Here is a 21584-nt window from a genome sequence, read left to right as displayed (position 1 = left end):
TTGTTCCTTCAGGAGATTTCATGAAACTGCGCCCGAGCGCCCTGCTCATCCTGTGTTCCGTGGCCTTGCTGCCGCTCTCGGCCCAGGCCCAGTCGGCAAAGCCCCCTGTCCGCCTGGTCGTTGGTTACCCGGCAGGGGGATCCTCGGACGCGCTGGCGCGCATGGTCGCAGAGAAACTCAAGGACGAACTGGGCGCGGCGATCATCGTGGACAACCGCCCGGGCGCCGGCGGCCAGATTGCGGCGGACCACGTGCGTGCTTCGGCGGCAGATGGCAACACCATCCTCGTGGCCAACAGCCACATGATGGTGATGCTGCCGCTCACCACCAAAGCCGTGAAATACAACCCGGCGAAGGACTTCGCGCCGGTGGTCCGGTTGACGAGCTTCTACGAGGCGGTGACGGTCGCGTCCTCCCTGCCCGCCACCTCGGTGGCCCAATGGCTGGAGCTCGCGCGCAAGGACAACCAGGTGGCGAACTTCGGTGTGCCCGCTCCGGGGAGCGTGTCCCACTTCCTGGGCTACCGCCTGGGCCAGGACAACAAGGTCAACCTGCAGGCCATTCCGTACAAAGGCGCGGCGCCTGCGGTGCAGGACTTGCTAGGGGGCCAGCTCAAGGCCGGCATCGTGCCGATTCTGGATGTGGCGCCGCACCACCAGGCGGGAAAGGTGAAGGTACTGGCCGTCAACGGAAGCCAGCGCGCGCAACTGCTACCCAGCGTGCCCACCTTGAAGGAGCTCGGCATTGCGGGTTTCGACACGCTGGAATGGACCGCGCTGCTGGCGCCGGCCGGCACGCCGAAAGCGGTGGTCGATCAGCTCAACGCCGCCACACGCAAGGTGCTCGCCTCGCCAGACATCCAGGAACGCTTGCTCAAGCTGGGTATGGAAAGCAATCCCAGCACGCCGGAAGAACTGGGCCAGTTGATGGCGGGTGATCTGGCCAGCTGGGCGCCCGTGGTGAAGGCATCCGGTTTTACCGCCGACTGATGCCGGGGTTGCCGCACCCGCTGCCTCCCCATCGCGCCATCGAGCTCCCCGGCCTCCATGCCTATGCCGGCGCAGTGAGCGTCGCTGCGGGAGAAACCATCGGTTTTCACGTCAGCAGCAGCGTGCCCTACCGCTTCTCGGTTTGCCGGCTCGGACCGGATGCTGATGATGCGCCTCTGGACCCGGTTCTCCATGCCGCCGAAGGTTGGCAGCCCGAAGGATTGCAGGCCATTCACCCGGGCTCTTATGTCCGGATCGATCGCGGGCTCCAGGGGCCGCTGGAATCGTTCACGCTGGAGTGCTGGATCTCGCCGTGGGATTTCGGTGACCTGCAGGCCATCGTCTCGCAGTTCGACGATGCATCGGCGCGCCACGGTTTCGGGCTGTTCATTGAAGAAGACGGATCGCTGGCGTTCCGATGCCACGGCCCCGACCTCTGCGCCTGCCTGATCGGGCCCAGACTTGCGGACCGCACATGGACTCACATCGCCGCCGTGTTTGAAGCCGGTGCGATGAGCCTCTGGATGAATGGCGGGTGCGTTGCTCGTGGTTCAGGGCCGGCGCTTTGCGACCCGGGCTTTGCACCCTTGCGACTCGGCGCCATGGCTGCACAAGGTGTGGCCTGCGGGTTTCTAGATGCCGACATGACCATGCCCGTGATCCACGCACAGGCGCTGGACGCCACGGCGATGGCGGCCCGGTTCTCTGAGCGATCCCTGCCCGCCGATGGCGAGGGGTTGCTCGCGTGCTGGCCGTTGAAGGAAGGCCGGGGCGAGCACGTGGCCGATGTAAGCGGTCACGGGCGCCACGGCAAGATCGTCAACCACGCCACCTGGATGATCGCCGGGCCGGCTTTCGACGCCGCCCGCGTGCCGCGCTTCTCCCGACGGGAGGGCGAGCACGACCTGGCTGCAGACACCACGCGCGCCGGGCTGCGCTTCGCCAGCGACGATCTGGTCGATTGCCGCTGGACCGAAACGCACCGGGTGCACATTCCCGCCGAGGTGCAACCCGGCCTGCATGTGGGCCGCTTCCAATTCGATCTGGAAGGCCGCGCTTGCCGGTACGACGTCACCTTCGTCGTTCGACGCGCACCCACCGCCCATCCTGCGCCGCTGCTGGTGCTGTGCGCCACCAACTCCTGGCGCGCTTACGCTTCCTCGCCGTTTGCCCGCAATGTGGCGGGCGCCGCGCAGTGGCCGAGGCGGGCCGCGCCAATGCCCAACAGCCATCCCCAAGCGCCCAGCTACAACCACTACACGCCACACCGCAAAGGGCAGCCCACCTACTTTGCTGGCTTGCGCATGCCATGGCCCAGTGCCGCGCCCGATGCCTTGTATGCACCCGAAGGCAGTGGCTTCTGCCACGGTCCCCGGCTGGAGCGTTGCCTGCACGCCTGGCTGGAGCGGCACGGCTATGCCTATGACCTGGTCTCGGATCTGGACCTGCACCGCGATCCCGCGCTGCTTGGGCGCTACCGCAGCGTGGTGATCAATGGTCACAGCGAATACTGGTCGGCACCCGCGTTTGAAGGCCTGGATGGGTACCTGCGCGACGGGGGCACGGCTGTGGTGCTGTCGGGCAACACCATGTACTGGCGTGTGAGCTTCAACGAAGAGGGCACGGTCATGGAGCAGCGCAAGACGCTCACGCCACCCGACACGCACGACGGTGCGCTGCCCAAGCACGCCGCACCGGGCGGAGCGCACGGCGAGCAGTACCACAGTCAGGACGGTCAGCGTGGTGGGCTCTGGCGCTTCAACGACCGATCCTGCAGCGATGTGATCGGACTGGAAACGGCGGGCTGGGCCTTTGCCGATGCGGACGATTTCGGCGTGTACCACGTGCACGATGCCGATCACTTTCTGTACCACCAGCCGCATCAGACGGGCCTGGGGCAGGGCGATACCTTCGGCCACGCGCCGGGTGGCGCACTGCCGCGCGCCATCGGCCATGAATGGGACCTGAGCATCGCCACCTTGCGGCGCATGACGCACCATGTGCCTGAAGGCGCGGTGCTGCCTGCCGCGCACGAGGGCATCCAGGTGCTGGCTCAGGGCATTCGCCGTGTGCCGGGTGCGATGGACGCTTACCTCGACTACTTCGAGGGAGCGACCGAGTCCCTGGATGGACTTTCGGCCGAGATGATCTACTGGGAGCGTCCGCAAGGCGGCCGTGTGTTTCACGCGGGCGCGGTGGGCGCAGGCTGGGTGCTGGGCGTCGACCCTGCCTTTGGCCTGCTGCTGCGCAACGTGCTTCACCACTTTGGAGTGAAACCAACATGAACCATCCCGATCTTCTGATCAGCCGTACGGGCGCCACCCTGAGCGTCACGCTCAACCGGCCGGACAAGCTGAATGCGATTCACAACGACATGGCAATCGGTCTGCTGCAGGCGATCGACGCCGCCGCAGGGGATGACAACGTTCGCGTGCTGCTGTTGCGCGGCGCCGGTCGCGCTTTCTGTGCGGGTCGCGATGTGAGTGCGCCGCCGACCGAAGACGACCTGGTGCTGGTGCAGGGCGTGGCGCAGGCGCTGGTGTCTTGCCCCAAGCCGGTGGTGGCTGCCGTGCACGGCTGGACGCTGGGCGCCGGTCTTGAATGGATGCTCGACTGCGATGTGGTGATCGCGGCGAACACCACCCGCTTCCGTTTGCCCGAGGCCTCGCTCGGGGTCTTCGTCACCGGCGGCCTCAGTGCCACGCTCGCGGCCAGCGTGGGCCTCATGCGGGCCAAGTCGCTGATGCTGCTGGGCGACGAATTCAGCGCAGCCCAGGCGCAAGCCTGGGGCCTGGTTGCCGAGGTGGTGGAGGCGGACGCGCTGGAGGCTGCGGCATGGCGCACCTGCGAACGCCTGGCCTCCCTCGCACCGGCGGTTGCCGGGCAGTTCAAGAAGGTGCTCAACGAGGTGGGCCTGGGCGCATTTGCGCAGGCGATCACGCTGGAAAACGCAGCGCAGCGTTCACTGGGTGCTGGCTGACAGCGTGGACGTCTGGTTGTAAGTGCCGTCCACCAGCTCGGTGAAGGTGCGTTGCTCCCGCAGGATGAAGCGCTGGCGACGCGCCAGCTCGAAGTTGGCCTGCCCTTCTTCGTCGGCACGCAGCCGCGCACGGTACGCCTCGTAGGCCGCGAGGCTGTCGAACGCGATCAGGCCCCAGGCCTCGTCGTTGGTGCCCTCGCAAGGCAGAAAGTAGCCCACCAGATGACCGCCACAGCGCGGGATGATGCGGCCCCAGTTTTCGGCGTAGGCCCGGAAGGCATCGATCTGGAACGGATCGAGCTGGTAGCGGATGAAGCAGGTGAGTGTCATGCGAGTCTTCGACAATGCAGGTTGGAGGAGGCCTGATCGTCCCGCGTCTGCCGGAGCAGATGCTTCGCTGTGGAACGAAGCATCGCCGCCGCAGTTTGACGCACACTGGCGGCCATGAACACCAACCGCATTGCGCACGTGGCCAGTCTGGTGGGCGAACCTGCACGCACGGCCATGCTGATGGCGCTGATGGACGGCCGTGCACTCACCGCGCGCGAGCTGGCCAATGCAGCGCGCATCACGCCCGCCACCGCCAGCCGCCACCTCGGCCTGCTGGTGGAAGCCTCTCTGCTGAGCGTGGCGCAACAGGGGCGACATCGCTACCACCGTCTGGCCTCGCCCGAGGTGGCTCGAGTGCTTGAAGGGCTCATGCAGTTGTCGACGGTGGCGCCAGTGCCGGCCGGCCCGCGCAACGCATCGCTGCGCACCGCCCGCACCTGCTACGACCATCTGGCGGGACGGCTGGGCGTGGCCATTGCCGGCCATTTGCTGGAGGCGGACGCGGTGGTGTTCGATGACGAGGCCGCCACGGCGCACATCACCGACGGCTTGCCCAACGCCTTGAGTGGCATGGGCCTTGATGTCGACATGGCAATGGCTGCAGGCTCCGGCAGGCGCCCTCCCTGCCGACCTTGCCTCGACTGGAGCGAGCGCCGCATGCACCTGGCAGGCCGTCTGGGCGCGCTGATCTGCCACCACTGCCTGGAGCGGGGCTGGTTGCAGCGCGGGCAGGGCACGCGCGCACTCACCATCACGCCGCCGGGAGCGCTCGCCCTGCGCGACTGGATGGGCACCGAGCGCTGGCGCAGCGTGGTCGACTAAGCCAGCGCCTGTGCGCAGGCATGCGCGCTGGCCCAGGCCCACTGGAAGTTGTAGCCGCCGAGCCAGCCAGTGACATCCACCACTTCGCCAATGAAGTACAGCCCGGGCTGTTTCGATTCCATCGTTTGTGACGACAGGTCGCGCGTGTCCACGCCACCCAGCGTGACCTCGGCCTTTTTGTAGCCTTCGGTGCCGGTGGGCGTGATTTCCCAGCGCGACAGGCGCTCGGCGAGCCGGGCCAGTGCCTTGTCGGTCGCTTCTGCCACGGGACGCTGCCAGTCGGCGTCTTGCTGCACCCAGACTTCGGCCAGGCGGCTGGGTACCAGAGTGGCCAGTTCGTTGGCCAGCAACTTGCGCGACGTGGACTTGGCGCGCGCCAGTGCGGTGGGCAGTTCAACGTCGGCGGCGAGGTTCAGGCGGATCGCCGAGCCTTCGCGCCAGTAGCTGGAAATCTGCAGCACCGCTGGCCCGGAGAGGCCGCGGTGCGTGAACAGCAGGTCCTCCAGGAAGCTCATGCGGGACTTCTTCTCACCGGTTTCAATGTGCACGGGTAGCGAGAGCCCGGCCAGCCCCGCGTAGGGCGCCCAGCCCTCGCCGTCGAAGGTCATGGGCACCAGGCCAGGGCGCGTGTCCACCAGCCGCAGGCCGAACTGCTTCGCGATGCGGTAGCCGAAATCGGTGGCACCGATCTTGGGGATGGACAGGCCGCCGGTGGCCACCACCACGGTGCGGCTGCGCACCTCTCCGCGGTCGGTGTCGAGCTCGTAGGTGCCGTCGCCCGCCAACCGCACCGCCTTCACGCCGCAGGGCTGCCAGCGTTGCACGCCGCCGGCCTCGCACTCGCGCAGCAGCATCTGGATCAGGTCTTCGGCCGAGCGGTCGCAGAACAGCTGGCCCTTGTGCTTTTCGTGGAAGGGGATGCCGTGGCGCTGCACCAGCGCGATGAAGTCGGCCGGTGAGTAGCGCGAAAGCGCGGAGCGGCAAAAATGCGGGTTGGCGCTGATGAAATGTTTGTGCGGCGCCAGTGGGTCCAGCTCGCGGTTGGTGAAGTTGGCGCGCCCGCCGCCCGAGATGCGCACCTTTTCTGCCACCTTCTCGCTGTGGTCGAGCACCAGCACGCGCAGGCCGCGCTGGCCCGCGATGCCGGCGCAGAACAGGCCTGCCGCACCCGCGCCGATGACCACGGCGTCCCAGGTGGCTTCGCTCACCGGTCAGCCCTTCCAGGTGAAGGGAAAGGCGAGCTGCCTCAGAAAGCCCTTGGGCACGTAGTCGCCCAGCACGCCGTAGCGTTCGGGCCAGACGCGGGGGCTGTTCACGGCGGTGCCGAAGAGGTGGTCCAGAAAGGCATAGTGCGCGGCGTAGTTCTTGTCCAGCGCTTCCTGGTCCTGGCTGTGGTGCCAGTGGTGGAAATTGGGGGTGACGATGAGGTAGCGCAGCGGGCCCAGGCGCACGCTCACGTTGGCGTGGTTGAACACGGCCTGGAAGCCCACCACGATGATGTAGGCATCGATCACTTCCTTCGAGAAACCCAGCAGGTAGATCGGCCCGAGCACCAGCGTGCGGGTGATGATGGTCTCCAGGATGTGCTGACGGGAGCCGGCCATCCAGTCCATGTGCTTGGTGCTGTGGTGCACCGCGTGCAGGCGCCAGAGCAGCGGCACCTCGTGGTAGGCGCGGTGAGTCCAGTACTGCGCCAGGTCGGCCACCAGAATGATGAGTGGCAGCGCCGCCCAGAACGGCAGTGCCGCGATCCAGCCTCGTACGCCATCCACCGGTACCCAGCCAAACAGGTTGTGCACCAGCAGGTTGGTGGCCAGCAGCATGAAACCGATCACCATGTGGTTGACGATGAAGTGGTGAAAGTCGGTCTGCCACTCGGGGCGGAACACCGGCTGGTCCTTGCGCAAGGCAAAGAGTTTTTCTATGAAGATGAAGATGAGCGCCGACCCCAGCAGATCCAGGATGAACCAGTCCATGCCGATGTAGGGCGTGTGGTCGGGGAAATTCGGGTCCACCTCGACCTGGTGCCCGCCCAGCAGCGCGCTGAGCACCACGAGCGCGAAGGCGAAGGCCGAGAGCCAGCGCGCGCGGTTGAACAACACGTTGACCAGACTCAGCCCGCCCGCCACCACCATGGCGCCGAACAGCAACTGGCGCATCAGTCCCACGTCGTACTGCTTGCGCAGCTCGGGCGTGGTGAGGTACTGCGGAAAGTGAAAGGCCATCACGCCCAGAAAACACAGGATGGCCAGCGTGAGCGCGACGACGCCGGTGACCAGTCCCTGGCCCGGACGCAGCGCGCCGTGGCTCTCGGTGAATTCGTTCAGTTTCTTGAGCATGCCGCTCGCTCCCCCCTGGCGCCGAAGGGCGCGGGTGCCGCAGTGTAGCGGGCTGCGAACGTTGGGTTCAGGCGGTGCGGACGACAGGCAGAGGTGCCTGAAGTGCGGCGATGCCGCTGACCACATCACCCACCACGATCACCGCCGGGCTGCCCAGTCCTTCGCGCTCGATGGTGGCGCGCAGTTGCCCCAGGCTGGTGACGGCGTGTCTTTGTTGGGGCAGCGTCGCGTGCTGGATCACGGCGAGTGGTGTGTCCACCGGCAGGCCGGTGAGCAGTTCCTGCTGGATCTGCGCGGCGCTGGACACGCCCATGTAGATCACCAGCGTGAGCTTGGCGTCGCGCGCGGTGGCGGCCAGGGCCTGCCAGTCGGTGCCCTTGTCGCCGGGTTTGGCGTGGCCGGTGACGAACACTACGCCGTGCGCGTGCTCGCGGTGCGTGAGCGGCACACCCAGCGAAGAGAGGCCCGCCAGGCCCGCCGTGATGCCGTTGACCACCTGCACCTCGATGCCAGCTTCGCGCAGGTGCTCCACCTCTTCGCCACCGCGCCCGAAGATGAATGGGTCGCCGCCCTTGAGCCGCACCACCACCTCGCCTTCGCGCGCGGCCATCACCATGAGCTTCTCGATGAAGGCCTGCGGCGTGCTCTTGCAGCCGCCACGCTTGCCCACGTGAACGATGCGTGCGCTCGGGCGGGCATGCGCCAGCACGCCATCGCTCACGAGGTCGTCCACCAGCAGCACCGTGGCTGCGGCTATGGCCTTGACGGCCTTGAGCGTGAGCAACTCGGGATCGCCCGGGCCGGCGCCGACGAGCGAGACGGTGCCGGGCAGGAATTCAGAGGGCGATGGCATGGGCTGCGGGTTCATGGTGATGAAGCTCTTGCAAGATGTGTTCCACCTGCAGGGCGATGGGTGTGGGCACAGGCTGTTGGCCATCGAGCACAGCGCGGATGTAAGCAGCGGTTTGGGCGGCGTCGGTGGACGGCAGAGACGGCAGTTGCGCCAGCGGCCCGTCCTGCGCTGCCTGCACCTCGGTGCGCTGGCCATCGCGGAACACTTCCATGCGGGGTGTGCGGCGCGCATCGGCCACGGGCTCGCCTTCGGTGCCGCGCAGCAGCAGGGCATGCGCGCCGGTCAGCGTCCAGGTCTGGGCCATGGAGGTGGCGTATTCGGGGTGCGTGTAGCTGCCGACAATGAAGGCTCGGCCAGCGCAAGGGTTCATGAGCTTGACGAGGCTGTGCGCCGGGTTGCGCAGGCCCACTGCGCGGCGCACATCGAGCAGCCGCTTGAGGCTGGCCAGGTGCACCTCGGTGGGCACGAAGGCGAGTTCACCCGCGGACAGCGCAGCCAGGTGCAGGGAGGGCGCGATGCCGAGTTCGGCGAACACCGCTTCGGCGGGTACCCGCTTGTCTTCGGTGGCGGTACCGTGCACCAGCACCGCCGCGCCATGGCGCGCGAGCAGCAGGGCGAGCAGAGGCGTGAGCACCGGCAGTTTGCGCGCTCCGTTGTAGCTGGGCAGAACGACGGTGGGGTGACCCGAGTCGGGCAGGCGCAGCAGGCGCGCATGGGCCGCATCCAGAAAGCCCGCCATTTCCTCGGGTGTCTCGCCCTTGATGCGCATGGCCAGGCAAAAGCCGCCCACCTCCAGGTCGCTCACCACGCCGTCCAGCACCTGGCCCAGCAGGTCGGCGGCCTGCTCGCGGGTGAGCGAGCGGGCGCCTTCCTTGCCGCGGCCGATGTCCTTGATGTAGTGGCTGATTCCCATGGAAGACGATGTTTCGCGGATTGTCCGGGAAGTTTGATGACTTCGCGTTATATGGCGATTGCGAGCCTGGGCGTGGTGTCGCGCACGAGGCGCTTGAGTTCAGGCACACAGGAACCGCAGTTGGTGCCGCAGTGCAGACTTTGCTGCAGGGCAGACAGCCGTTCGGCCTCGTTGCCCTCGCAAGATTGCAGGCGGCCCTGGATGGCATCCTCGCTCACATTGAAGCAGGTGCAGATCTGCCTGCCCCTGGCCACCACCGCCACCGGCGCTTTGGCGCCTGGCATCAGCAGCAGGCGGCCGTAGGCGGCGGCGGGCAGCTCGTCCTGCAGCAGCGGTTTGATCCAGACCTCGGCGCGCGTGTCGCCGGCCAGCACAAAGCCTTCGAGCCGCGTGGCATCGCCCTGGCGCACCAGGCGCGCGGTGCGCCGCTGGCCCAGGCGCCGGTCTGCGTAGCGCAACGCATCGGCGGTGTTCAGTCCCAGCAGTGCTTCGATGCGCTCGATCAGCGCGGCTTCGGGTGCCTCGTGCGCGGCGGCGCGGAACAGCACACCGGCGCGCTCTCGTCCAAAAGGCACACAGGAGGCAAAGGGAAAACGAGCCATCAGCTGGCGCAAGCCTTCACGCGTTTCCAGCGCTTGCCCTTCTGGCAACCAGGCCACGGCCAGCAGCGCCCACGGTAGTTCCGCTTTGAGCACCTTCACCGCCGCGTGCTTGAGCTCAGGCTGTTTCGATGTGGGGCAATATGCCGACGTGGTGAGCGCGTTCACGCCAGCGAGCACCTCGCCCGTGCTGCTCATGCCGCTCAAGAACTCGGAGCCCCAGTGCATGGCGATGTGGGCCTGCGACAGGCCGATTTCGGTTGACGACTGCGCCGGCACCAGGATGGAGCCGCGTTTGCTGGTGACGTGCACCAGGTCGCCGTCCTTCAGGCCACGGCGCTCCATGTCCTGCGGGTTCAGCTGCACGGCGGGCTCGGCCACATGCCCGAACAGTCGGCCCAACGTGCCGGTGCGCGACATGCCATGCCACTGGTCACGCAGCCGGCCGGTGGTGAGCGAAAACGGGTAGCGAGATTCGCGCGGTTCGGCCAGTGGCACGAAGGGCAGGGCGGCGAAGCGGGCTCGACCATCGGGCGTGGGAAAGACGCCGTCTTCGTACAGGCGTTCCTTGCCCGTGGCCTCGCCGGCCTTGATGGGCCATTGTTGTGGACCGCTGTGCTCCAGCATGGCGTAGGACAGGCCGGTGATGTCGAGATCGCGCCCGCGCGTGGATTCGCGGTGTTCGAGCCAGAGACTTTCTGCATCGAGGTAAGGGAACAGGGTGGGCCTGCCAGGATGCACGCGCGCCTCCATGCGTCGCGCGAAGTCAACCACGATGCGCCAGTCGTGACGTGCCTGCCCCGGCGCTGGCACGGCCGGGCGCACGCGGCTGATGCGGCGTTCGCTGTTGGTCACGGTGCCATCCTTCTCGCCCCAGGTGGTGGCGGGCAGCAGCAGATCGGCGTAGTCGCAGGTGGCGGCGGTGGCGTAGGCCTCCTGCACCACCACGAACTCGGCACGTTGCAGAGCGCGGCGCACGGTGGCCTGGTCGGGCATGGACTGGGCCGGGTTGGTGCAGGCGATCCACAGCGCCTTGATCTCGCCGTCGGCCGCGGCCTGGAACATCTCCACGGCGGTCTTGCCCGGTTTGTCGGGTACGTCTGGCACGCCCCACAGCGCGGCCACTTCGGCGCGGTGTTGCGGGTTGGCCAGGTCGCGGTGAGCGCTCAGCAGGTTGGCCAGGCCGCCGACCTCGCGCCCGCCCATGGCGTTGGGCTGGCCGGTCAGGCTGAAGGGCCCGGCGCCGGGTTTGCCGATCTGGCCGGTGGCCAGGTGCAGGTTGATCAACGTGGCATTTTTTGCCGTGCCGCTGCTGCTCTGGTTCAGGCCCTGGCAATACAGGCTGAGCGTGGCGGGCGATGTGGCGAACCACTTTGCGGCAGTGAACAGGTCTTCCTTCTTGAGACCGCAGGCCTGTGCCACGCGTTCGGGGGTGTACTCGCGCACCAGGGTCTTGAGCGTTTCGAAGCCGCTGGTGTGCGCAGCGATATAGGCCGCATCCAGCCAGCCTTCCCACAGCATGATGTGCAGCAGGCCGTGGAACAGCATCACATCGCTGCCAGGCTGCAGGGGCAGGAACAGGTCGGCGAATCCGGCGGTGTCGGTGCGGCGCGGGTCGGCCACGATCACCTTCATGCCGGGGTTGTTCGCCTTCGCTTCCTCGATGCGCCGGAACAGCACGGGGTGGGCAAACGCCGCGTTGCTGCCGACGATGAAAAGGCACTGCGCGTGGTTCACGTCGTCGTAGCAGGCCGGTGGCGCATCGGCGCCCAGCGTGAGCTTGTAGCCCGCCACCGCGCTGCTCATGCACAGGCGGGAGTTGGTGTCCACATTGTTGGTGCCGATCATGCCCTTGGCGAGCTTGTTGAACGCGTAGTAGTCCTCGGTGAGCAACTGACCGCTGATGTAGAAGCCGACCGCGTCGGGACCATTGTTTTCAATGATGGAAGCGAAGCGGTCGGTGGCGAGGTCGAGCGCCGCGTCCCAGTGGACGGCCTGCGCGGGCGCGCCGCGCTGCACGCGTTGCATCGGTTGCAGCAGGCGCGTCTGCTGCGCGATCGCGGGTGAAGCGGTCAGGTGCAGGGTCTGGCCCTTGGTGCACAGCTTGCCAAAGTTGGCTGGGTGATCGGGGTCACCGCGCACGCCGGTGATCTGGCTGCCCGTGCTTTCAATCAGCACCCCGCAACCCACGCCGCAGTAGGGGCAGGTCGAGCGGGTGGTCGCCGGGTTCATGCTGACACGGTGCGTCGCGCCGGACCGGCGACGGGGCGCGCGAGATCGGTCGCGTGATGCTCCAGCTCTTCGGCGTCGAGATGCACCACCCCGTCTTCCACCTTCACCAGAAACCGGGGCGTGCACCCCTCGTCCGGCTCCCTGGCACAACCGCTGTCCAACCCGATCGTCCAGTTGTGCAACGGGCAGGCCACGTGCGTGCCGAAGACAATGCCCTGGCTCAGCGGACCTCCTTTGTGCGGGCAGCGGTCGAGCAGGGCGAACACCTCGTTCTCGGCGTTGCGGAACACCGCCACGTCCAGCCCGTGTTCACGTTTCACGCAGCGTGAACCGAGCACGGGGATGTCGTCCACTCGAGCGATGGGAATCCACGTTTTCATACCGAACTCCCTTCCAGGACCACTGGCTGGATTGGGATGAACTGGCGCGTGTCCACTGAAGCCTTCTGGTGTTCGAACCAGGGGTCGGGTTCGCCGTCGAGGGCGAACTGCAACTGCTCCCACAGCGCCTTGCGGCCTTCGTGGTCGTCCAGAATTTTCTTCTTCACATGGTCCATGCCCACCCGGTTCACATAGTGCACGGTGCGCTCCAGGTACCAGCCTTCCAGGCGGTAGAGCTGCATGAAGGCGCCGGTGTATTCCAGCACTTCCTCCGCGGTCTTGAGCTTGGTGAAGAACTCGGCCACCTCGGTCTTGATGCCGCCGTTGCCGGCCACATACATCTCCCAGCCACTGTCCACGCCAATGATGCCGACGTCCTTGATGCCCGCCTCGGCACAGTTGCGCGGGCAGCCGCTCACCGCGAACTTCACTTTGTGTGGCGCGTACATGCGCCACATCGCGCGCTCCAGGTCCTTGCCCATCTGCGTGCTGTCCTGCGTGCCCATGCGGCACCACTCGCTGCCCACGCAGGTCTTCACCGTGCGCAAGGCTTTGGCGTAGGCATGGCCGCTGGGCATGCCGATGTCTTTCCATACCGCCTGCAGGTCTTCCTTCTTCACGCCCAGCAAATCGATGCGCTGCCCACCCGTCACCTTCACGGTCGGGATCTTGTACTTGTCGACCGCGTCGGCAATGCGGCGCAATTCATCCGCCGTGGTCTCGCCGCCCCACATGCGGGGGATCACGCTGTAGGTGCCGTCCTTCTGGATGTTGGCGTGCGCGCGCTCGTTGATGAAGCGGCTCTGCGGATCGTCCTTCGCCTCCTTGGGCCAAGTGCTGATGAGGTAGTAATTGACGGCGGGACGGCAGGTCGCGCAGCCGTTGGGCGTGCGCCAGCCCAGCCCCTGGAAAACCGCACCAATGCTCAGGAGCTTGCTCTCGCGGATCGCATCGCGCACGGCCTGGTGGCCGTGGTCGGTACAGCCGCACATGGCCTTCAGTTTGGGCGTGGCGGAGTAGTCGCCGCCAGCGGTGAACATCAGAATCTGTTCGACCAGACCGGTGCAGGAGCCACACGAGGCGCTGGCCTTGGTTTGCTTGCGCACCTCTTCCAGCGTGAACAGGCCCTTGTCCTTGATGGCTTTGCAGATGCTGCCCTTGGTGACGCCATTGCAGCCGCAGACTTCATCGGTGTCGGCCATGGCGGCGGCCTTGCTGTGGCCCTGGTGACCCACGTCACCGATGTTGGATTCGCCAAACATCAGGCGGTCGCGGATATCGGCCACGCTGCGGCCATCGCGCAGCAGCTTGAAGTACCACGAGCCATCGACCGTATCACCGTACAGGCAGGCCCCCACCAGCTTGTCGTCCTGGATCACCAGCTTCTTGTAGACGCCTCCCGATGGATCGCTCATCACGATCTCTTCGGTGTTGGCGCCACCCATGAAATTGCCGGCACTGAAAAGATCGATGCCAGTGACCTTGAGCTTGGTCGACGTCAGCGAGCCGCTGTAGCGGCCGATGCCGAACTCGGCCAGGTGCGTGGCGAGCACCTTGCCCTGCTCGAACAGCGGCGCCACCAGGCCGTAGGCAATGCCGCGGTGCGCCGCGCATTCGCCCACCGCGTAGATGCGCGGGTCGGTCACAGTCTGCAGTGTGTCGCTCACCACGATGCCCTTGTTCACGTGCAGGTTCATCGACTCGGCGAGTGCGGTATTGGGGCGAATGCCCACGGCCATCACCACCAGGTCGGCCGGCAGTTCGGTGCCATCCTTGAAGCGGATGGCTTTCACCCGCCCATCGTCGCCGCCGACGAGCTCCTGGGTTTGCCCCCCGATGAGGAATTTCATGCCGCGCTGCTCGAGCGACTGCTGCAACAACTTGCCCGCCACGTCGTCGAGCTGGCGCTCCATGAGCCAGGGCGCCACATGCACCACGCTGACCGTCATGCCGCGTTTCATCAGGCCGTTGGCCGCTTCCAGGCCGAGCAGGCCGCCGCCAATGACGACCGCGTGCTTGTATTGCTTGGCCGCATCGATCATGGCCTGCGTGTCGGCGATGTCGCGGTAGGCCAGCACGCCCTGCAGGTCCTTGCCCGGAATGGGGAGCATGAAGGGGTTGGAGCCCGTGGCCATGATGAGGCGGTCGTACGGGGCCTCGATCACGCCGCCGGTGCCGTCGCTGGCGCGAACGATGCGGTTGACGCGATCCACTTCGGTCACGGTCTTGCCCGCGTGCAGGGTGATGCCGTGCTCGGTGTACCAGGCCCAGTCGTTGAGCACGATCTCCTCCAGTGTCTGTTCCCCGGCCAGCACCGGCGAGAGCAGGATCCGGTTGTAGTTCGGGTGCGGCTCTGCGCCGAACACGGTGATGTCATACAGGTCGGGTGCAATCTTGAGCAGCTCCTCGAGCGTGCGCACGCCAGCCATGCCGTTGCCGACCATTACAAGTTGGGCTTTTTTCATCGCGGCAACTCCATCGCTTGAATTGCAAAGTGACCTACCCAGCCTGTGCTGTGTGCCCTACCGCACAGATGCAACTTCTTGCAGCGTGCAAGGTCCATGGGTGGCCGGTCGGCGATCACGCTTGTTACAACAAGAAGAGCGCGCTTTCTTTCACGCACGTCGCATCTGGAATGGTCAGGCCATGGCCGACGCTTCCTGTTCATTTCTTCCTGTGGATCTGCAGACTCTCCATGTTCGACAATATTCGCGCCGATTTCCGCGCTCATGGGAGCGATTGGGGTGCGCAAGGCTTCTGGGCCATGGCGGTGTATCGGCTGGGTCGCTGGCGTTACGGCATTCGTCCACCGGTGCTGCGCAAAGCCTTTTCGCTCCTGTACAAGGTGCTCTTCAAGTTCGTGCAGGTGATTGCCGGCATCGAGTTGCCCTGCGAAGTCCGGGTGGGGAAAAATTTCATCATCGATCACTCGGGTGGCGTTGTGGTGAGCGGCTATGCGCAGTTTGGCGACAACTGCCGTATCCGCACCGGGGTGGTGGTGGGTCTGGCCCGTGTTGAAGATCCTTGCGCGCCCGTGATCGGCAACAACGTCGACATTGGCGCAGGGGCCAAATTGCTGGGTCGCATCGTCATTGGTGACAACGTGAACATCGGCGCCAATGCGGTGGTGACCCGCGATGTGCCGTCCAATTCGATTGCGGTGGGTGTGCCTGCCAGAGTGAAGCCCCGCAAGCCGCGAGGTACGGCCTCTCGCGACTGGGTGGAAGAAGACCCGGTCATCCTGGATGGACTCGAGCCGGAAACTGAACGGGCCTGAGGACGGGCGCAAGTTCATTCAAGCCACCTTTTCTACATGCGCCTGGCGCGTGTAGAGAAAATCGATGACGGCCTTTCTTGCCTGCTGGTAGTGCGGGTCGTCGGCCAGTGCCACGCGGTTGCGCGGGCGAGGCAGATCCACCGTGAGCACCTCACCAATCGTGGCGGCCGGACCGTTGGTCAGCATCACGATGCGGTCTGAAAGCAGCACCGCTTCATCCACGTCGTGCGTCACCATCACCACCGTGCTGTGCGTGCGCGCCACGATCTCCAGCAGCTCGTCCTGGAGCTTGGCGCGGGTGAGGGCATCGAGTGCGCCGAACGGTTCGTCCATCAACAACACCTTGGGTTCCATGGACAGCGCCCGCGCGATACCCACGCGCTGCTTCATGCCGCCCGAGATTTCGCCCGGGCGTTTCTGTGCGGCCGGGGTCAGGCCCACCAGCGCCAGCGCGGCTTCGGTGCGAGCCTTGAGCTGCGGCTTGTTCTCGGTGGCGCCAAAGACGCGCTCCACCGCCAGGTACACGTTTTCAAAGCACGTCAACCAGGGCAGCAGCGAGTGGTTCTGAAACACCACCGCGCGCTCGGGGCCCGGGCCTGCGATCTCCCTGTCGGCGCACAGCAGCACGCCGCTGGTGGGCGTGGTAAGGCCGGCAATCAGGTTGAGCAGCGTGGACTTGCCGCAGCCCGAGTGGCCGATGAGGGTGACGAACTCGCCTTTGGCCACGGTCAGGTTGATGTCGCGCAGCGCGGGGAAGTTGCCCTTCTTCGTCTTGAAGGTCTGCTCGACGCCCTGGATCTCGATGTACTTCATGGACCGATCGTCCTGAGCTTGTCGAAGGGTCATGACTTCACCTCTTCGTAGGTGAACAGCGTGGCCAGTTTGATGAGGCCGAATTCGAGCACCAGGCCCACGATGCCGATGACGAAGATCGCGATGATGATGCTGGCAACGTTGAGGTTGTTCCACTCGTCCCAGATCCAGAAGCCAATGCCCACACCACCGGTCAGCATCTCGGCAGCAACGATCACCAGCCAGGCTGTGCCCACGGCCAGGCGCACGCCAGTGAGTAGATAAGGCAGCACGGCCGGGAACAGGATCTTGGTGAAGATCTTCCACTCGCTCAGGTTGAGCACACGAGCCACGTTCATGTAGTCCTGTGGCACGCGTTGCACGCCCACGGCGGTGTTGATGATCATGGGCCAGATGGAGCAGATGAAGATGGTCCAGATGGCAGCCGGGTTGGCGCCTTTGAACACCAGCAGACCGATCGGCAGCCAGGCCAATGGCGAGACCGGGCGCAGCAGGCTGATGAGCGGGTTGAACATGCGACTCAGGAATTCGAAGCGCCCGATGGCGAAGCCGGCCGGAATGCCCACAAGCGCGGCCAGACCGAAGCCGATGGCCACGCGCTGCAGCGACATCAGCACATTCCAGCCCACACCCTGGTCGTTCGGACCGACCTGGTAGAACGGATCGGAGAACACCTCCACCGCCTGCGTCCACGTCTGCATGGGCGTGGGGATGCCACTGTTGCTGGTGCTGGCCACGATGGACCACACCACCACCAGGAACACCAGCCCCAGCACCGGTGGCAGCACGCCCGCCCAGAGAAACCGCAAATCCCAGCCCCCCGTGGACGCGGGAGACGTGGGCGGGACTTGGGCGACGGGGGGCTGGATGATCGACATGCTGGAGGTGGTGCTGGCCGGCGCCGCAGACGCAGACAACCCCTCCAGCGGCGAATGGAAAACGGCACTGACCATGGTGTTTCTCCGGTGCTTTGGCCTGTCAGGCCGCGTTGATCTTGAAGCTGTCGGCGTACTTCGCCGGGTCTTTGCCGTCCCACACCACACCGTCCATCAGCTTCGCACTGCGCATCTCGGACTTCGGCAGCGAGGTTTTGCTGGCCGTGGCCGCCTGTTTGAAGATGTCGATGCGGTTGACCTGTCTGGCGACGGCCAGGTAGTCGGGGTGCGACTTGAGCAAGCCCCAGCGCTTGTGCTGCGTGAGGAACCACATGCCGTCGCTCAGGTAGGGGAAGTTGGCCGATCCGTCGCTGTAGAACTTCATGTGGTTGGGATCGTCCCAGGTCTTCCCCATGCCGTTCTGGTAGCGGCCCAGGATGCGCTGGTTGATGGCGTCCACGCTGGTGTTCACGTAAGAACGCTGCGCAATGGTTTCGGCCATCTTGTTCTTGTTCTGCAGGCCGGCGTCGATCCACTTGCCCGCTTCCAGAATGGCGGCCGTCACGGCGCGCGCGGTGTTCGGGTTCTTCTGCACGAACTCGGCCGAAGTGCCCAGCACCTTCTCGGGGTGGTCCTTCCAGATGTCCTGCGTGGTGTTGGCGGTGACGCCGATGCCGTCCATGATGGCGCGGTGGTTCCACGGCTCACCCACGCAGAAGCCGTCCATGTTGCCTACGCGCATGTTGGCCACCATCTGCGGCGGTGGCACCACGATGGCGCGCGCGTCCTTCATGGGGTCGATGCCGGCAGCGGCGAGCCAGTAATAGAGCCACATGGCGTGCGTGCCGGTCGGGAAGGTCTGCGCGAAGGTGTATTCCCGCTTTTCGGTGGCCATCAGCTTGGCGAGCGATGGGCCGTCCACGGCGCCTTTGTCGGCCAGCTTCTTCGAGAGCGTGATGGCCTGGCCGTTCTGGTTCAGGTTCATCAGGACCGCCATGTCCTTTTTCGGGCCAGCGGTGCCCAGCTGCAGCCCGTAGATCAGACCGTAGAGCACGTGGGCCATGTCCAGCTCGCCGTTGACCAGCTTGTCGCGAACACCCGCCCAGCTCGCTTCCTTGGTGGGAATGATCTTCACGCCGTATTTTTTGTCGATGCCGAGTTCGGCGGCCATCACCACGCTGGCGCAGTCGGTCAGCGGAATGAACCCGATCTTCACTTCGGTTTTCTCCGGTGCATCCGAGCCCGCCGCCCACACGCCGTGGTGCCCGAGTGTGGAGAAGAGGGCCGCGCCACCGATGGCCGTGCCTTTCTTGATGAACTCGCGGCGCGAGGCGGCCTGGACTTCGCTTTCGGCGGCGGCCGGGCTCGTGGTCGTGGTGTCTGCGTTCATGTCCAACTCCTTGCTGATAAAAAAAGCGGTACCCAAAGCAAAACGGCGCCCATCTCCTGGCTCGCGTTGCGCAAGCCGGAAATGGACGCCGTTGTCCTGTGTCTGGGAAGACGGTGAAAAGTCATGCCGCCATTGGCTCAACTTCTCCTGCCTTGTTCAAAGCAGGTTGCGTGCCATCCCTGATGGGTTATCCCGGGTGGCCGCATAGAGCCATGATTTTTAAAGGAAATTCTTTTCCAGACCGGTAGGACCCTTTGACTTGAGCCTTTCCGGATGGCCGAGAACGGCTTCAATGTGGTGCAAAGGAACGTGCCGGCACGCTATTTGTGCACTGCAACACCTGCACGCGCCATCAAGGTCGGCGGTGGGGCAGCACGTCGGCCATGGCCAGCACCGCCTCGGCCACCTCGATCAGCCGTCGGTTCTGGTTCATCGCCATCTGGCGCATGGTCTTGTGCGCTTCTTCTTCTGTGAGCTGGCGGTGCGCCATCAGCAGGCCCTTGGCGCGTTCGATCAGCTTGCGTTCGTTCAGGCTGGCCCGCACGGTGTCGAGCTCTTCCCCCATGGTCTGCAGTCGCCGGGCCTGTTCCTGCACCAGATCGAGGATTGAACGCTCCAGCTGGAGCCCGTAGCCCGAGGTGGCCGGCGCCGGTGGTATTTCCACGCGGGTGTCGCGAAAGAAGGAGAGGGCGTCTGTCTCCGGCGAGGGCTGGGGGTTCAGCGCGTGAAAAGACTCGAGTTCGCGCGTGGCGGCCAGAATCTTGTCCTCGCACGCGCGCAACAGGTCGAGCGTCAACCGGTCTTCCACCGATTTCATGCGGTCGATGCGGCGCGTGCAGCAGTCGAACCAGGCCTGGCTGAGCTGGGCGTTCAGCGGCGCCCCGTCGCTGGCGGTGCACAGCACCCGGCGCAGGCGCTCCAGCTCGGCCAGCATGGCGCTGGCCTGGCTGCTGATCCAGAGATCGGCGGCCTGCGGGTTGGCGAATTCGCTGAAAACCTGCAGACAGCGCTCTTGCGATTCGATGAAATGCAGCAGGCGCTGCTGTTCAGCCACTTCCGCCCGGCCGGAAGCAAACAGCGCCGAGCCCGCAGCGCGCTCCTGCCCTGCGAATTCCTTGCCCTGCATGAAATTGAACAGGGCCACCAGCAAGCGCGAGATCTCGGGGTCGCTGGCGCTGTCCGCCGCCTCGAAGACCACCGCCAGCAAACCCGCGATGAGCCGCACGTAGGCGTCGGTGGACTGGCGCGTGTTCCAGGTCAGGGTCTCGACCTGCTCGCGCAAGCCACCCAGCGCGTCCAGGCCGTGCAGCACATAGGCGATTCGGCTGAAGAGACGCGCGCCGTGGCCCAGGCGGGCTGTTTCGGTGTCCAGGCTATCGAAACAGGCGCGCAACTCGGCTTCGATCTGCTGGCTTTGCTGGATTTGCTGGGCGCGCATCGTCGTGAACAGCGTGCCCTGCGAACCGAGGTACAGATTGGAGAGGCCGCGCTCGCGCTGCAGCGCGTGCACCAGACGCCCGGTCACATTCACCAGCGCGCTGGTGAGCGCGAGCTGCCTCAGCTCGGCGATTTCGCACCGCTTGGCGGCAACGAGGAAGTTCAGGCCCGTTTTCATCGTTCGTGGGGATTGGATCCGAGTACTGAAGCACTACTGAGCAACAAGCATGCCGCCTCGTACACTTGCCCGCATGCTCATCCTGGGAATCGAATCGTCTTGCGACGAAACCGGCGTGGCGCTGGTCGATGCCAGCGGCAGTGGCACGCCACGCCTGCTCGGCCACGCGCTGCACAGCCAGATCGAGATGCACCAGGCCTATGGCGGTGTGGTGCCCGAACTCGCCAGCCGCGATCACATCCGCCGCGTGTTGCCGCTGACCGACGCCGTGCTCGCGCAGGCCGGCCTGCCGCTTTCTGTGGTGGACGCCGTCGCCTACACCCGGGGCCCGGGCCTGGCCGGCGCCTTGCTCGTCGGATCCGGTGTGGCGTGCGCGCTGGGCTTTGCGCTGGACAAGCCGGTGCTCGGCGTGCACCACCTCGAAGGCCACCTGCTCTCGCCGTTCCTGAGCGCCGATCCACCTGAGTTCCCGTTCGTGGCGCTGCTGGTTTCGGGTGGCCACAGCCAGCTCATGCAGGTCCACGGCGTGGGCCACTACGAGCTGCTGGGGGAAACCATCGACGACGCCGCCGGCGAGGCTTTCGACAAGTCGGCCAAGCTGCTTGGGCTGGGCTACCCCGGTGGACCCGCGCTCGCGAAACTCGCCTTACAGGGCGATCCGCTGGCTTACAAACTACCGCGGCCCCTGCTGCACAGCGGCGATCTGGACTTTTCCTTCGCCGGCCTCAAGACCGCCGTGCTCACCCAGGTGAAGAGGCTGGCCCATGCCCGGCCCGAGGGGCCCGCCACCACCCACCTGGCCGATCCACTGACCCTGCAGCAGAAGGCCGACGTGGCCGCGAGCGTGCAGGCCGCCATCGTCGAGGTGCTGGTGAAGAAGTCGATGTCGGCGGTGCGGCAGAGTGGCCTGCGCCGGTTGGTGGTGGCGGGTGGTGTGGGTGCCAATGCGCTGCTGCGCGAAACCTTGAATGCCGCCTGTCAGAAGGCCGGTGTGCGCGTGCACTATCCCGAGTTGCACCTTTGCACCGACAACGGCGCCATGATCGCGTTGGCTGCTGGCATGCGCGTGCAGGCAGGGCTGGCCTGGGAAGAGGGCGCCACGGCAGCCGGCTACCAATTTGACGTGAAGCCGCGCTGGCCGCTGGCCGAACTCGGGTCGGGAAGTGCTCTGTAATTA

General features: G+C 65.7%; 18 protein-coding genes. 6 read left to right on the top strand and 12 right to left on the bottom strand.

The features are described 5' to 3' along the window. Positions 1-20 precede the first annotated feature (20 nt). The 3 genes from CAP37_RS12400 to CAP37_RS12390 are packed head-to-tail and all read left to right on the top strand — an operon-like array spanning position 21 to position 3969. Positions 21-989: a Bug family tripartite tricarboxylate transporter substrate binding protein gene (locus CAP37_RS12400; RefSeq protein WP_179190198.1), complete on the top strand. Its 969-nt coding sequence runs from the start codon at positions 21-23 to the stop codon at positions 987-989. Continuing rightward, positions 989-3274 (top strand): N,N-dimethylformamidase beta subunit family domain-containing protein, encoded by a 2286-nt coding sequence (locus tag CAP37_RS12395; protein WP_086124442.1) that lies wholly within the window; start codon positions 989-991, stop codon positions 3272-3274. Before CAP37_RS12400 ends, CAP37_RS12395 begins: the two co-directional genes overlap by 1 nt. Continuing rightward, on the top strand, positions 3271-3969 hold the full coding sequence (locus tag CAP37_RS12390; protein ID WP_086124441.1) for an enoyl-CoA hydratase/isomerase family protein: 699 nt from the start codon (positions 3271-3273) through the stop codon (positions 3967-3969). Before CAP37_RS12395 ends, CAP37_RS12390 begins: the two co-directional genes overlap by 4 nt. Here the strand turns inward: CAP37_RS12390 and CAP37_RS12385 are convergent. Next, positions 3952-4299, bottom strand: a complete 348-nt coding sequence (locus tag CAP37_RS12385) for an NIPSNAP family protein (RefSeq protein ID WP_086124440.1) — start codon at positions 4297-4299, stop codon at positions 3952-3954. The two genes, CAP37_RS12390 and CAP37_RS12385, sit on opposite strands and share 18 nt — an antisense overlap. Positions 4300-4413: 114 nt before the next feature. On the opposite strand from CAP37_RS12385, the gene CAP37_RS12380 reads away from it, so the two are divergent. Further along, on the top strand, positions 4414-5121 hold the full coding sequence (locus CAP37_RS12380) for a helix-turn-helix transcriptional regulator (protein WP_086124439.1): 708 nt from the start codon (positions 4414-4416) through the stop codon (positions 5119-5121). Here the strand turns inward: CAP37_RS12380 and CAP37_RS12375 are convergent. From CAP37_RS12375 to nirB, 7 genes are all read right to left on the bottom strand, one after another. Continuing rightward, the gene (locus CAP37_RS12375) at positions 5118-6329 is read right to left on the bottom strand and encodes an NAD(P)/FAD-dependent oxidoreductase (RefSeq protein WP_086124438.1); all 1212 of its coding nucleotides are present in this window, start codon (positions 6327-6329) and stop codon (positions 5118-5120) included. The genes CAP37_RS12380 and CAP37_RS12375 overlap by 4 nt on opposite strands. A 3-nt stretch (positions 6330-6332) precedes the next feature. Beyond that, positions 6333-7460, bottom strand: a complete 1128-nt coding sequence (locus CAP37_RS12370) for a sterol desaturase family protein (protein WP_086124437.1) — start codon at positions 7458-7460, stop codon at positions 6333-6335. 67 nt (positions 7461-7527) lie between these two features. Next, entirely contained in the window at positions 7528-8313 is a 786-nt protein-coding gene (gene cobA / locus CAP37_RS12365; protein WP_086124973.1) for a uroporphyrinogen-III C-methyltransferase, read from the bottom strand. Beyond that, a complete protein-coding gene (gene ybiB / locus CAP37_RS12360) occupies positions 8297-9226 on the bottom strand; it encodes a DNA-binding protein YbiB (RefSeq protein ID WP_086124436.1) in 930 nt (309 codons plus the stop codon). The genes cobA and ybiB overlap by 17 nt, the downstream gene beginning before the upstream one ends. Positions 9227-9273: 47 nt before the next feature. Next, positions 9274-12057: a nitrate reductase gene (locus CAP37_RS12355; protein ID WP_086124435.1), complete on the bottom strand. Its 2784-nt coding sequence runs from the start codon at positions 12055-12057 to the stop codon at positions 9274-9276. Continuing rightward, a complete protein-coding gene (nirD, locus tag CAP37_RS12350; RefSeq protein ID WP_086124434.1) occupies positions 12054-12437 on the bottom strand; it encodes a nitrite reductase small subunit NirD in 384 nt (127 codons plus the stop codon). The genes CAP37_RS12355 and nirD overlap by 4 nt, the downstream gene beginning before the upstream one ends. Further along, positions 12434-14902: a nitrite reductase large subunit NirB gene (nirB, locus tag CAP37_RS12345; RefSeq protein WP_086124433.1), complete on the bottom strand. Its 2469-nt coding sequence runs from the start codon at positions 14900-14902 to the stop codon at positions 12434-12436. Before nirB ends, nirD begins: the two co-directional genes overlap by 4 nt. A gap of 230 nt (positions 14903-15132) precedes the next feature. Between nirB and CAP37_RS12340 the strand changes: the two genes are divergently transcribed. Continuing rightward, on the top strand, positions 15133-15714 hold the full coding sequence (locus CAP37_RS12340; RefSeq protein ID WP_086124432.1) for a serine O-acetyltransferase: 582 nt from the start codon (positions 15133-15135) through the stop codon (positions 15712-15714). Between the two features lie 18 nt (positions 15715-15732). Here the strand turns inward: CAP37_RS12340 and CAP37_RS12335 are convergent, their stop codons facing one another. The 4 genes from CAP37_RS12335 to CAP37_RS12320 form a co-directional block, all read right to left on the bottom strand. Next, positions 15733-16560, bottom strand: coding sequence for an ABC transporter ATP-binding protein (locus CAP37_RS12335; protein WP_086124431.1), 828 nt, complete (start codon positions 16558-16560; stop codon positions 15733-15735). Beyond that, complete coding sequence (ntrB, locus tag CAP37_RS12330) at positions 16557-17480, bottom strand: nitrate ABC transporter permease (protein WP_086124430.1); 924 nt, start codon at positions 17478-17480, stop codon at positions 16557-16559. The genes CAP37_RS12335 and ntrB overlap by 4 nt, the downstream gene beginning before the upstream one ends. A 25-nt stretch (positions 17481-17505) precedes the next feature. Continuing rightward, the gene (locus CAP37_RS12325; protein ID WP_086124429.1) at positions 17506-18792 is read right to left on the bottom strand and encodes a CmpA/NrtA family ABC transporter substrate-binding protein; all 1287 of its coding nucleotides are present in this window, start codon (positions 18790-18792) and stop codon (positions 17506-17508) included. A gap of 352 nt (positions 18793-19144) precedes the next feature. Beyond that, positions 19145-20407 (bottom strand): nitrate regulatory protein, encoded by a 1263-nt coding sequence (locus CAP37_RS12320; RefSeq protein WP_086124428.1) that lies wholly within the window; start codon positions 20405-20407, stop codon positions 19145-19147. A 73-nt stretch (positions 20408-20480) separates the two neighbouring features. On the opposite strand from CAP37_RS12320, the gene tsaD reads away from it, so the two are divergent. Further along, positions 20481-21581, top strand: a complete 1101-nt coding sequence (gene tsaD / locus CAP37_RS12315) for a tRNA (adenosine(37)-N6)-threonylcarbamoyltransferase complex transferase subunit TsaD (RefSeq protein WP_086124427.1) — start codon at positions 20481-20483, stop codon at positions 21579-21581. The last annotated feature ends 3 nt before the right edge of the window (positions 21582-21584 follow it).

It is taken from the genome of Hydrogenophaga sp. IBVHS1 (assembly GCF_002127265.1).
In the GTDB taxonomy this organism is placed as follows: Bacteria; Pseudomonadota; Gammaproteobacteria; order Burkholderiales; family Burkholderiaceae_C; genus Hydrogenophaga.
Note: the sequence above shows the minus strand (reverse complement) of the source record. Positions and strands in the feature narration are given on the sequence as shown.

What these genes read in the sequence shown, in the direction of transcription:
- CAP37_RS12400 (WP_179190198.1), top strand. Translation starts at nt 21, where the DNA reads ATGAAACTGCGCCCGAGCGCCCTGCTCATCCTGTGTTCCGTGGCCTTG.
- CAP37_RS12395 (WP_086124442.1), top strand. Translation starts at nt 989, where the DNA reads ATGCCGGGGTTGCCGCACCCGCTGCCTCCCCATCGCGCCATCGAGCTC.
- CAP37_RS12390 (WP_086124441.1), top strand. Translation starts at nt 3,271, where the DNA reads ATGAACCATCCCGATCTTCTGATCAGCCGTACGGGCGCCACCCTGAGC.
- CAP37_RS12385 (WP_086124440.1), bottom strand. Translation starts at nt 4,299, where the DNA reads ATGACACTCACCTGCTTCATCCGCTACCAGCTCGATCCGTTCCAGATC.
- CAP37_RS12380 (WP_086124439.1), top strand. Translation starts at nt 4,414, where the DNA reads ATGAACACCAACCGCATTGCGCACGTGGCCAGTCTGGTGGGCGAACCT.
- CAP37_RS12370 (WP_086124437.1), bottom strand. Translation starts at nt 7,460, where the DNA reads ATGCTCAAGAAACTGAACGAATTCACCGAGAGCCACGGCGCGCTGCGT.
- cobA (WP_086124973.1), bottom strand. Translation starts at nt 8,313, where the DNA reads ATGCCATCGCCCTCTGAATTCCTGCCCGGCACCGTCTCGCTCGTCGGC.
- ybiB (WP_086124436.1), bottom strand. Translation starts at nt 9,226, where the DNA reads ATGGGAATCAGCCACTACATCAAGGACATCGGCCGCGGCAAGGAAGGC.
- CAP37_RS12355 (WP_086124435.1), bottom strand. Translation starts at nt 12,057, where the DNA reads ATGAACCCGGCGACCACCCGCTCGACCTGCCCCTACTGCGGCGTGGGT.
- nirD (WP_086124434.1), bottom strand. Translation starts at nt 12,437, where the DNA reads ATGAAAACGTGGATTCCCATCGCTCGAGTGGACGACATCCCCGTGCTC.
- nirB (WP_086124433.1), bottom strand. Translation starts at nt 14,902, where the DNA reads ATGAAAAAAGCCCAACTTGTAATGGTCGGCAACGGCATGGCTGGCGTG.
- CAP37_RS12340 (WP_086124432.1), top strand. Translation starts at nt 15,133, where the DNA reads ATGTTCGACAATATTCGCGCCGATTTCCGCGCTCATGGGAGCGATTGG.
- CAP37_RS12335 (WP_086124431.1), bottom strand. Translation starts at nt 16,560, where the DNA reads ATGACCCTTCGACAAGCTCAGGACGATCGGTCCATGAAGTACATCGAG.
- ntrB (WP_086124430.1), bottom strand. Translation starts at nt 17,480, where the DNA reads ATGGTCAGTGCCGTTTTCCATTCGCCGCTGGAGGGGTTGTCTGCGTCT.
- CAP37_RS12325 (WP_086124429.1), bottom strand. Translation starts at nt 18,792, where the DNA reads ATGAACGCAGACACCACGACCACGAGCCCGGCCGCCGCCGAAAGCGAA.
- CAP37_RS12320 (WP_086124428.1), bottom strand. Translation starts at nt 20,407, where the DNA reads ATGAAAACGGGCCTGAACTTCCTCGTTGCCGCCAAGCGGTGCGAAATC.
- tsaD (WP_086124427.1), top strand. Translation starts at nt 20,481, where the DNA reads ATGCTCATCCTGGGAATCGAATCGTCTTGCGACGAAACCGGCGTGGCG.